The following is a 10,940-nucleotide window of genomic DNA, read 5'->3' as shown; positions in this document are numbered from 1 at the left end:
AGGGCGTACGCGGCCTTCTTGCTCGCGGCCCGCCGGCCGACGGGCGCCTCGTCGATCTGCGGCCGATCGGAAGCCGGTGGGGTGTGCTGCGGCTGCATGCCGCTGGGCATCGGGTTGCGCAGGCAGCCGCGGTGAGCGGCGACGCAGGTCTCCACGGCTCGGCCCAGGCCCTGCCACAGATGGAACCGGTCAGCGACCTGCAGAGCGTCGGGGGCGCCGCGCCGGGCGCCCTCAGCGTAGGCACCCGCCCGGTCCCGGTAGATGATCTCCACGCCAGGATGGCGGTCCAGCCAGGCGGCCAGCGGCCCGGCTTCACGAGTCGGGAGCACATCGACCACGCGATGGTCTTCGACACTGGTCAGCACAGTGGAATAGGTCTGGCCGCGACGGATCGCGAAGTCGTCCACCCCCAGCACCCGCGGAGTAATGAACCGCGGATCGGGCAGCGCCATGACCCTGCGTAGCAAGGTCATCCGTCCCGCGCCGAAGCCCAACTGGGCAGCCAGCGAGCGCCGGCCCGCCCCGCTAGGGCGAGCCCCACCCGTTCCAGGGCTCGGTTGAGCCGCGTGGTGAACCGCGCGTGCGGGACAGTCAGCCGGGAGAACGGCTCGGCGAACGTCCGGCGTGGGCAGTCCGCCGACCCGCAGATGAAGCGCCTGACCGTCAGCCTGATCACAAAGCCCTGGTCTGCGATGTGCCGTCTTCGTAGCAGTGATCCAACTGGGGATGTACCGACCCGTGACAGCCGCAAGGTCGCGAAGTACCACCACTGTGTCAGTGGCAAGCTCCAGTCACGGGCCGACGAGCAGCAGGAGCACCCTTTCCTCGCTCAACCGTGACTGACACAACCCCACTGACGCAAAGCCGACACATCACAGACTCGGCCCAGTACGAAGCGGCTGCCTTGCTGTCGTCTATACACCGTTAGCAAAGTGGAGTTCCGGAGCTCGCGGCGTAGGTGGGACGGTCCTTGCCGTTGGGGCTGCTTTCGAATCCGGTGAGCATGGTGGGTCGGCTGTTTCTAGCGCGTTGTGTCGAGAAGGTCGAGGACAGCGAGGCTGATCGGGCGAGAGGTCATGAGGGGATTGTCGTGCAGCACAGCGTCGCTGTCGGCGAGCGGGGCCAGGGCTGTTGCAACGGCAGCGGGCAGATGGGTAGCGGTGGCGAGAACGCCGGCGAGAAGAAGCTGCTGGTGAGCTCCGGCGCTGGGAGCAGGGCTCACGGTTCGACCCTGCAGGCGCCAGGCGGGGAAGTCGGCGTCGGGGGTGCCGGGACGGATAATGGCTTCGATTACGGCTTCTTCGGCTTCGGGGTCCCGGCGGAGACGGTGGACAGCGGCCTCAAGAAGGGTGCGTCCGCCTGCGGTGAAGCCGCGGCGCTGCAGCCGGTCTGCGAGTCTGCAGATGAGGTGGGGCACGTGAGCTGGTGGGGCGAGGCCGACGGACACCTCGATCGCCTCGGGCCAGCTCCAGCCCATGCGTCGGCCGTTGGCGAGGTGCTGGTGCAGCTGGCGGAAGAGGCTGGAGGCGTAAGGGTCGTCCGGGAGCAGGCGGGCCAGGGCGATACGACGCCATCCCGTAATGGCTGCTTCGATGTCTTCGTCAGCCAGCAGGCGCGGTCCGGATGGGGTGTCTGCGGTGCGGGTCAGCTCCTTCCTCAGCGCCGTTCTGAGCCTGTCGGACAGGGGCTGCCTGCCCCACACGTGCAGGATCGGCCAGGGATCGTTTGCGGGAACGGCCTGGACTGCCAGGGGCAGCAGTTGCGGGTCGGCCGGATTGCTGTCCGCGTACCAGGTGAAGATTCGCGGTTCACGCAAGAGTTCGGGCTCGTTGTCCACGGCTTCACTCAGGGCGCGGTGGAGGTGGGGATGGCGGGAGGCCACGGGCGCCAGACGGGACCACACCTCGGCGAACTTCCGCTTGCGGCCGCTTACCCGCCCGGTCAGGCGCTCTGGCAGTTTGCCGTCGCAGTGGTCTTGCAGCGGTGCCCAGTGACTGGCGATCAGGTCGGCCAGCTGGGGATCGTGGTCGGTCAGCGGATCGTCGATTTCGGCCGCGGCCGGGCTGCCGTCGCGTTCGACGGCGTCGGCGAGGGAAGTGAGATCACCCAGCAGGAGCGCAATCACCCAGGCGGTGCGGCGGCGATCGTCACCGGTGTCGAGGTCGTAGGAGACGAGTTCCTGCCGGCACTCGGCCTGCAGCCGCTGCAGGGCCTGGTGCCAGCGTGTGAGGTGGGTCGGGATGGCGTGGGACGGTTGTGCTGTCTCGGCATCGGGCACCGGGGCGGGGGTGGTGGCATGCGTGCGGGCCAGCGCCGTCGCTGCGGCTCGCCGCACCGAGCCGGAGGTGTCACGACGCCAGTTCTGCAGCAGGTCGGTCACCACCGCCGCGTCGATGCCGCGCCGGGTGAGTTGCTGGGCGATCAGCACACGCAAGGCGGGGTCGAGAGGGGAGAGCAGCGCCGTCGCTTCGGTGACGATCTGGGCAGCGTCCGGGCCGGACAGCGGACCGTAGCCAATGAGCACCGCGCCGACCTCGGGCGCGGGACCCGTCAGGCACTGCCGGGCATAGGCCAGGACCTCAGGAACTTCGGGCCATGCGCCGATAATCCAGCCGCGGGCGGTGCCGAAGTCCTCGGCCGGTACCGCGTCGAGGCACAGGCGGGCAAGACTGTGCGCGGTGTGGCACTTCAGGACGTCTGCGGCCTGGTCGGGCTGGACGGGCGACGGCTTGCCACGGGTGGCGTCCTTGCAGTTGATCCAGAGGCGGGCGAGGGCGAAGATCGCGTGAGGGAGGTGTCGCCGGGGTCGCTGGCCGATCAGCTGGATGAGGCGCTCCATGCCGTCCGCTGGTCCCAGTAGGTCCGCAACGAGGTCGGCGAAGGTCACGGCTTCGTCCGCGGGGGCATTGATCTTGCGCAGCAGGGCGTCGCGGGCGGTCGGGTCGGTGCTGTAGTGGTCGATCAGGGCGTGGGCCGCTGCCGCTGTGCCGAAGGAGGCGTCGAGGCCGGTGATCAGGAGGTCACGGACCTGACTGGTGGGGGCGAGGCGCACCAGATGGGAGAGCTCGCCTGTCATGTAGGTGGTGTCGGTCTCCCGTACCAGTCGGGTCTGCACGGCGTTGCGGATGGCGGGCTCGCGGGCCCAGGTGTCCGGTGCGAGCTGCAGGCTGTAGGGCAGGTACTCGTCGGAGCCGATCGTGTCGGCTGCCCACTGGATGACGTGCGGGTCTTGCGGGAAGGCGGTGAGCAGGACCCACCAGGCGAGACTGCGGGAGCCCGGCGCGCCCGGTCTACCGGGCGCGCCCGACAGAACAGCGAGGCATAGGTCCCGCACGGTGGTGTCGTCTTGTGCTGCTTCGCTGACCAGTTCCGCGGTCTTCCGGTCCCAGGAGTCCTGCCAGCTGTCGTGCTCGAGCAGGCTCAGCAGCCACTGGCGGTCGCTGTCGTCGAGGGCGGGCTCGGTGGTGGTGGAGGCGGTTTCGCGCTGCATGACGCGGTACGCGTACAGCGCCATGGCACGGATACCGGTCGCCCCCTGGCGTCTGCCCCAGGAGATGAGATCGGCCGTTGCGGGGTGTTGGGACCATCCGGTGACCAGTGCTTCGAGCGCTGCAGCCTGGATACGGGCGTCGCTTCCTTCGCGGGCCAGACGGCCCAGCGTGTGTGCCAGCTGGTCGGTGCCGCCGAAGCGCTGGGCGAGGGCTTGGGCCGCGGCGTGCCTAACCTGGTCGGATGGGTTGCGCAGGGCCCGCAGCAGGATGGTCTCTGCGGCGGGTGCGGCGATGTCCGTACGGCGCAGGGACCAGTAGGCATCGGGTGCGTCGGTGACTTGTGTGGCCTTGCGGGTGAACCAGGGCAGCAGGATGCGGCGTGCTGTCGTCTCGGCCAGAGCGCCGGTGAGGGAGGCGAGCAGCCGGCCCCGGTGGGGCAACCAGGGGTGGTCCTCGATGCGGTCGCAGAGCAACTGGGCGAAGCGGGCGACATCCCGGGGCGGCATGCGGATGCCGGCTGCCAGGACGTCTGCGGCCAGTTCGTAGCCGCCCATCTGCGACACGGAGGCATCCGGGTCCGTGTTGATGGCGGCCTCCAGCAGGTCGGTGACCTCGTTCGGGCGTCCCTGTCCGGCCAGCAGTGCCAGCAGTACGTCCCGCCACGCGCGGCTGTCCGCCCGGGTGCGGACGATGTCTTTCTGCTCGGCCAGGGGCTGGGCCACCAGATGTTCGGCGGCCAGTTGCTCGGCGACGGCGCGGTGGGCGAAGCCGAGGGTTGCGGCGCCTTGCGGAATGAGGACACCGAGCTCGCCTTCGGCCGTTTCCATGATCTGGGACGCCAGGCGGCGGGCGGTCTGCTCGTCGTAGCTGAAGAGGGTGTCGTCCTGCAGTGCTCGGATCAGCGTTTCGCGCCACTGGCGTGTGCTGGCCACCGGCCCCGCGTCGGCCTGGCGCAGCTCATAGGCGGCGGCTGCCAGGACCTGGCGGATCTCCCGGGCGTCCAACTCTCTGTGGGGCAGGCGTATGTCGCGTCGGCGGATGGCGGGATGCTGTTCCAGCAGTACGTCGACCAGTCGGCGGTAGGCTTCTATCCGTCGCGTGGGCAGGGGACCACTCGACCACATCCCGGTCAACATCAGCAAGAACAGCGGCACGGTGGCAAGTGCCCGCAGATCGGCTACGGCATCGAGCTCTTGCCGGAAACGGGCGGCTGTCTCGCCCGCCAGGTGCGTCTCGTCCTGGCCCGGTGCCTGCACGGCCCGCGCGCGGGCGGCGAAGGCGGCCCGGATCATGTGCTGCTGCTGGTCGGCCGACAGCGGTGCCAGGTGTCCCACCCGCCAGCCCGCCACCGGCACCAGCCGGCGCAGTGCGTAGGGGCGACTGGAGACGATGGCCGCGACTTTCCGGCTGCGGACGAAGTTCTCCAGCAGGGTCAGCGCGGGTTGGGCGCTGTCCTCGTCGGTCCATTCGTCCAGGCCGTCGACGACCAGCAGCAGGCGGTCGTCGGCCAGGGCCTGGGTGACAAGCTGGTGCAGGTGTTGGGCGGAGTAGCGGGTGAGCCATGCCCGGGCGGCGGATTCGATCGACCGTTCGGTGTTCTCCTTCAGGTGCTCGCACAGGAAGGAAAACGGCATCCACACCGGCAGGTGCGCGCCAAACTGCGCGGCCAGGGCGGAGGAGCTGGGCTCCTCGTCGAGCAGGTCGGCCACCACAAACCGCAGCAGGCTCGACTTGCCCGCTCCCGGTCCCCCGGCAACCACCGACAGATTGCCGTCGGCCAGCCATTCATCGCAGGCCGTGCGGGCAACGTCCGAACCACCCAGGTCGTCCTGGACCCGGTTGAGCTGGAGCGTCCGGTCCACCGGCGGCACATCGTCCAGCTCGTGCCAGGATGGCTGCCCTTCCCCGCGGTCCGTCGTCGGCGCGGTGTTCTCGTCTGCCCCGTCGAGACCGGGGGCAGGGCCGCCATGCGTACGCTCCCGCCTGCTGCCGGTGCCCGCCCGGTGGTCGCTCAGTACGTCGCTGCTGCCGTCGGTGACGTCCAGGGTGACAAACGCCAAAGGCGCGGGCGGCTGCGTGGGTGCAGCCGGGCTCAGCAGCACCGCTCCGGTGTCCTGCAGCGCGAAGGCCGTCCGGTATAGGCCGCGCAGACCGGCGCGCAGCCGGGCCACATCCTGGCCGGGCAGGCGTCCCGCCAGGGCCTGCGCGGCTTCCGGGCCGCAGAACGCCTTTGCCCAGGGCCGCCCGAAGAAGTCATCGACCGTCTCGGGCAGCTGCCGCAGCTGCTCACTGATCGCTTCGCGTCCCCAGGGCACCAGCCGGATCCCTAAGTCCTCCAGCCGGTCCGCCTGCCGGCTGACTTCCTCGGCGAGCTCCGTGGGCCGCAGATCGTGCGTCGTGGCGTAGATGAAGGACTCCGAGCGCCCGGCCCAGGAGCCGTCCAGGAACTTGTCGACCGCGGCGGTGATCCTCGCGGGGGTCAGCGTCTTGACGTGCTTGGACTGCAGGGTCATATAACGTCGGGGCGAATCCTTCGGCGCGTCCGGTTCCCGGGCCAGGCGGACCACCAGGTCGATGCCCTCCTGCCCCTGCCCCGCAGTGCCGTACAGCCCGGCATATTCGGTCCGGCCGTCACGCTCGGCAAGCCGCAGGAACAGCCGCTCCACGTCCGACCAGGACAGCTCGCCCAGCGGCAGGTACTCGGCCTTCGTGACCACGGGCGGAGCCACACCGCCGGACGGCGGGACTCGTAGGCGCGTGGGCACCTCCCCCGACGACCGTTTCACCCCACCGCTCTTCTCCCCCACAGCGCCATCCTCGCACGCACCCTTCGCACAGACCACGAGGAGGACACCGCCCGTGCCCGCGTACACGATCTGCGCTGGGTTCACCGTGCTCCCCACCCAACACTGACGACCTGCCTACATGTTGGCGCGCAGGCTGCCTGGCACTCACCCGAAACCCCACACCCTGGCCGCCTCGCCCGTTACCCCATCTGAAGCCCCGGGCCGAGGGCATTATCGCGTCCACCGGCTGACAGGCGGGCGACCATGGTGGTCTACCCGCGCTGTGGCCGGACCATCCTGCGGAGAGCAGCGAAGTATCTCGCCGCGAAGCTGCAGACCTCTACCTGTAGCCAGTGCTACGGGGATGCCGCGCCCGGCAGGCCCGGACGCGGCATCTCCCTGGTGCTCAGGTCAGCACGAGGAGACGGACGTGTGGATCAGGTTGAGGAGCTCGCGGACCAACCCGCCGGCCAACGTGGCGGAAGCAGCGTAGAGCGCTGCTAGCCCAAGGCCCTCGACAAGACGGCGGCGGGCGCGTCGTCGCTTCGGGGCGGGACGGTGCGTACGGTGGGACATGGCGATCTCCGTTCAGGGGATGAGTCGGCTGCCCCCGCACCGCGGGTTCCTGGCAGGGATACGGTGCGGGGCGCAGTTTCTGCTGGCCCCAAGCCTTATGGCTGACGTGCGCTGGACGCATCTTCCGGGGCTCGAATCTCGATGTAAGTTCGGCGCCATGAACGGGAATCGGGCCACCACGTGGGTCGAGGGAACTTCGGCCGATCTGGTCGCCGACGCGCTCGCGCTGGGCGTGAAAGCCAGTCCCAGGATGGTGACCTCCTGGGTCGAGGACGGCATGCTCGCCAACCCCGAGCCGCGCAAGACCAGCGCGCACGGCAGCGATCCGCGGGTCTTCCCGCCCGAGCAACGCGAGTTGTTCACTAGACTTCTTGAGGCTCGAGAGCGCTCCCCGCTGGGGCGTATCCCACAACGCTCCCTGATCCGCGTCGTGTTGTACCTGTGGCTGATCGACGACGCGATCGTGCTCACTCCGCAGGCCCGCCGAGCCTGGCGTACCCATGCACGCGCCACCGGCCAGACGACCGCCGTCCGCCGAAGCCAGAACGTCCGCGCCATCGTCGAGCAGCTTGCCCACCCCGCAGCCACCCTCAAGCAACGGCACGCCGCCCAGCTCGTCCTCGAGGAGGGCGAGAAGACCGGGCAGATCGACATCGACAGACTGACCGCGGTCCTCACGGAGTTGCATTCGCCCTGGCCAGTCCAGCCGGGCATGCCGAGGATCGAACGAGCCCTTCCCGGCCCGTTCGGGCCGGTCTCCGTCCAGCACCACATCGTCATGTGGAAGGCCCGCCAGCAAACGATCCGCCGCCTCCGGCACGAGGAGATCGACGAAACCGAGCTCGCCCGAGTGCGCGCCGTCCACAGACCGATGTGGGCCGACTACCAGGCCCGTCAGCCCGCCATGGCGACCATCAGCGCCGGAGAGTTCGCGGCGTACTTCGCAGAGCCCGACACCATGGAAGGCCGCGCGATCGAGGCGGTCGATGCCTTTGTGGGAACGCTCGCCGGCGAACTCGGGCTGATCGAAGCCGCGTCCCATGCCGTGGAGACGGCACGCCTCAGACTGGCGCGCTGAAGTTCCCCGAGGCCGCTCCGCCGCATCCTCGCCCGGTGAGGGTGCCGCGGCCGTCGTTCTTCGGCTGGGCGGCGGCGTGGCGCTGAACGTCGGTGCCGACCGCGCGGGCGGGGTCTGTCGCACATTCGGTGGTGCCGGATTGTGCACGTTGAGTATCTCTACCCCGCAGAAAGTACGGCTGGGGCGTTGTCACGTTGTTGGGTGCGTGATTGTTTGATGGGGCTTCGGGGCGTGGTGGGCCCACGGCTCGGGCCTGTATTCAGGCCGTGGTGGGCTGGCTGGCGGCGCCAGTGACCTGCTCCCAGATGGCGAAGCGGACGGTCATCTCGGCTCGGTAGTCGGAGGCTGTCATCAGGTGACGGCGAGGCCGGAAGTGCGGTGAGATGCCGCTGGACGCGGACAGGAACCGCTGGGCCCCGCCGACGCTGCGAAAGCTTTTCATGGCGCGTTCGCGCTGCCGGGTGGGCTGGTGGGAGTTCTCGGCCCGGTTGTTCAGGCCTTTGTGACAGTGGTGCTCCACCGACGGCATCGCCTCGCGGTGGGCGGCGCCGTAGGAACGGAGCTTGTCGGTGACGATCACTCGTGGCGCTGACTGGGTGGCCTTCATCAGCTTCCTGAGGAAGCGCTTGGCCGCGGCCTTGTCACAGCGGTTCTGCACGAGTATGTCCAGCACGGTCCCGTCGGCGTCCACCGCCCGCCACAGGTACTTCTGCTCTCCGTTGATTTTGATGAAGACCTCGTCCAGGTGCCATTTGTCCCTCGGGCGGGAGCGTCGGCGGCGCAGTGCGTTGGCGTAGGACTGCCCGAACTTCAGGCACCACCGCCGGATGGTCTCGTGGGAGACGAGCACATCGCGCTTCAGCTCCTCGACCTCGCGGAAGCTGAGCGGGAAACGGTGGTACAGCCACACGCAGTGCGCGATGATCCCCACCGGGTACCGGTGGCCCTTGTACGACGGCGGCGCGGACGACACGAGCGATCCCCTCCCCGGCACGATCAACTTCAAGATCATCTCAGGCCGGTCAGCCAACGTGACAATGCCACTTCGTCGTCCTGGAGGAGACGCATGGGCAGCTGCTGCTCGTCGTTCACCGCAAGGCGGGTCTGTGGCTGCCGGCCGGACATGTCGAGCCGGGCGAGGATCCGTGGGCCGCGGTGGTCCGCGAAAGTCGTAAGGAACTGGGCATCGAGGCTGGGGCATCGCCGGTCGCCGGCGAGCGTCCCTTCTTCCTCACCGTCACCCGCACCTGGGGGTAGGGGGTACGGCCCGCACACAGACGTCTCGCTCTGGTACCTGCTCCACGCGGCTGCCCACACCATCACCTCCTACGACGAGGATGAGTTCGACGCGATCCGGTGGCTGACCAGCGAGCAGGTACTCCAGGAGCCGGGCAAGCTACTCGCCCCCACATGCACCGCTCCACCCGCAAGCTGCAGCACGCCTGGCCCCGAAGGCACCGCGGGCAGTCCCTTGCGGCTGTCCGTGATACCCACGACGCCCCCCTGACTCGACCCCGTTGCACCATCTGTCCAGGGCGGAACAGCTCTGGCCCGGTCAGCAGAAGTTGAGCGGGACGCCCTTGTCGACGCAGTACTTCATGACCTCAATCAGTTGACGGGTGTCATCGATGCGGCGTCGTTGAAGGTCGGGATCGTCGGCGGCTTGGGGCCGCTCGGCGGCGAGCTCTTCCAGCCGGGGCAGCATGACGGCGCACTGAGCTGGGGTGAGGTCGCCGCCGTCGTCGGGATGGTGAAGCAGCGGTTCCAGCGTCGTGGTGACGCTGCTCCACGCATGCTGGCCGCCGAAGCCGACCATGTCGAGCAGAGCGAATCCCTCGGCCCTGGCCAACCACTGCCTGAACAGGTGGAACCCGTAGTGCGACCACGAGACGTCCGGGCCGGCCACGTCGTCGTCTGCAGGACAGAGCATGAGTCCCATCCGGTCCCCCCTTGAGCCTTCTCGGCCCCCATGGTCAACAGGGAGCAGGGAGAGCGGCAACCGAAAATGCCCTCCCTCAGGGAGAGACGATGATTCACGTGCACTCAACCTTTCAGTGCAGGTATGCCCGCAGCGAATGAACCGAAATGCTGCACGTGGCCAACCCAGCCGGCAACCGCTTCGATCCGGTGGTGACGGTCAGCTACCAGTGCACAAACACGCTCTGTACGAACAGTCTGGAGACCTTGAGCGGTAACGACGCCGTCCGCCTGACTCTGGTCCCTGCCCCGTTGCCGGCAGAAATCCACGGATACCGTGCGTCAGCCCATCGGCCGCACACGCCGGGTCCGCCGTCCCGGGCGAGGCCCGCGGCAACAGCACCAGACCCGGCCACTCAGGCGGGGCATACGCCAAGTCTCCTCGCGCACCGACGAAGAGAGAGCAGCCTCTTCACCGCTGCCCTGTCTGCAGTGCTCGTGCCGAGTCCGCTCCTGCGCTCCGCCACCGGAGTGAACCCGGGGCAAGTCTGCCCACTGAGGGTCTGGCCGCCAGTGTGTGTAGTGCCGTGATCAAAAATATGGTGCGTGCCGCGGCCGTCGCCGCCCTTTCCCTGCTCCCGCTGACTGCCCCGGCCTCCGCCACCACCCAGACCGGCACGGTACGGGCGGCGATCGACTGCCCGTCCGGCTATGTGTGCATCTACCCCGAGATCAACTTCGGCGGGCAGCCCTGGGTGCGGCGCGCCGTCGGCGGCAGCGTGAAGGATCTGCCCTCCGCGATCCGCGACCGCGGCAGCTCGATCCGCAACAACTCCGACCGCACCGCCCGCGTCTACGAAAAACGCAACCACGCCGGCCGGTGGGTGTGCGTGACCCGCAGCGGCGGCTCCATCCACGACCTGCGCGGCTACAACCTCAACGACCAGACCCGCTCCCTGAAGATCAACCGCAATGACTGCGGCTGAACACCCCAGCAAGCGGATACAAAGAAGGCCCCCGACCCTGTTGTTCAGGGTCGGGGGCCTTCCTCGTGGAGCGCCGGGCAGGCCTTGCACCTGCATTTCCCCGCAG

Annotated in this window: 7 protein-coding genes; 3 read left to right on the top strand and 4 right to left on the bottom strand. The window is 68.8% G+C overall.

What is annotated here, in order from left to right; all coding sequences use genetic code 11:
• Positions 1 to 452 (bottom strand): transposase (locus AMK33_RS44590; protein ID WP_235618363.1); only part of this gene is annotated, 452 nt, incomplete at its 3' end.
• A gap of 569 nt (positions 453 to 1,021) precedes the next feature.
• Positions 1,022 to 6,208, bottom strand: a complete 5,187-nt coding sequence (locus tag AMK33_RS39780) for an NACHT domain-containing protein (RefSeq protein ID WP_143203924.1) — start codon at positions 6,206 to 6,208, stop codon at positions 1,022 to 1,024.
• 643 nt (positions 6,209 to 6,851) lie between these two features.
• Between AMK33_RS39780 and AMK33_RS39775 the strand changes: the two genes are divergently transcribed.
• Positions 6,852 to 7,931: a hypothetical protein gene (locus AMK33_RS39775; RefSeq protein ID WP_073938107.1), complete on the top strand. Its 1,080-nt coding sequence runs from the start codon at positions 6,852 to 6,854 to the stop codon at positions 7,929 to 7,931.
• A 259-nt stretch (positions 7,932 to 8,190) separates the two neighbouring features.
• Here the strand turns inward: AMK33_RS39775 and AMK33_RS39770 are convergent, their stop codons facing one another.
• Entirely contained in the window at positions 8,191 to 8,943 is a 753-nt protein-coding gene (locus AMK33_RS39770; protein ID WP_073938106.1) for an IS6 family transposase, read from the bottom strand.
• 41 nt (positions 8,944 to 8,984) lie between these two features.
• Between AMK33_RS39770 and AMK33_RS45110 the strand changes: the two genes are divergently transcribed.
• A complete protein-coding gene (locus tag AMK33_RS45110) occupies positions 8,985 to 9,188 on the top strand; it encodes an NUDIX domain-containing protein (RefSeq protein ID WP_167748621.1) in 204 nt (67 codons plus the stop codon).
• Positions 9,189 to 9,486: 298 nt separating this feature from the next.
• On the opposite strand, the gene AMK33_RS39760 is transcribed toward AMK33_RS45110, so the two are convergent.
• Complete coding sequence (locus AMK33_RS39760) at positions 9,487 to 9,870, bottom strand: hypothetical protein (protein ID WP_073938105.1); 384 nt, start codon at positions 9,868 to 9,870, stop codon at positions 9,487 to 9,489.
• A gap of 577 nt (positions 9,871 to 10,447) precedes the next feature.
• Here AMK33_RS39760 and AMK33_RS39755 point away from each other — a divergent pair.
• A complete protein-coding gene (locus AMK33_RS39755; RefSeq protein WP_073938104.1) occupies positions 10,448 to 10,834 on the top strand; it encodes a peptidase inhibitor family I36 protein in 387 nt (128 codons plus the stop codon).
• Positions 10,835 to 10,940: the final 106 nt, after the last annotated feature.

The organism is Streptomyces sp. CB02400, assembly GCF_001905725.1.
GTDB classification, from domain to species: domain Bacteria; phylum Actinomycetota; class Actinomycetes; order Streptomycetales; family Streptomycetaceae; genus Streptomyces; species Streptomyces atrovirens.
This window is presented reverse-complemented; position numbering and strand designations above follow the sequence as displayed.

Coding starts and splice junctions, on each gene's coding strand:
- AMK33_RS39775 (WP_073938107.1), top strand. CDS start 6,852: ATGGCGATCTCCGTTCAGGGGATGAGTCGGCTGCCCCCGCACCGCGGG.
- AMK33_RS39770 (WP_073938106.1), bottom strand. CDS start 8,943: ATGATCTTGAAGTTGATCGTGCCGGGGAGGGGATCGCTCGTGTCGTCC.
- AMK33_RS39760 (WP_073938105.1), bottom strand. CDS start 9,870: ATGGGACTCATGCTCTGTCCTGCAGACGACGACGTGGCCGGCCCGGAC.
- AMK33_RS39755 (WP_073938104.1), top strand. CDS start 10,448: ATGGTGCGTGCCGCGGCCGTCGCCGCCCTTTCCCTGCTCCCGCTGACT.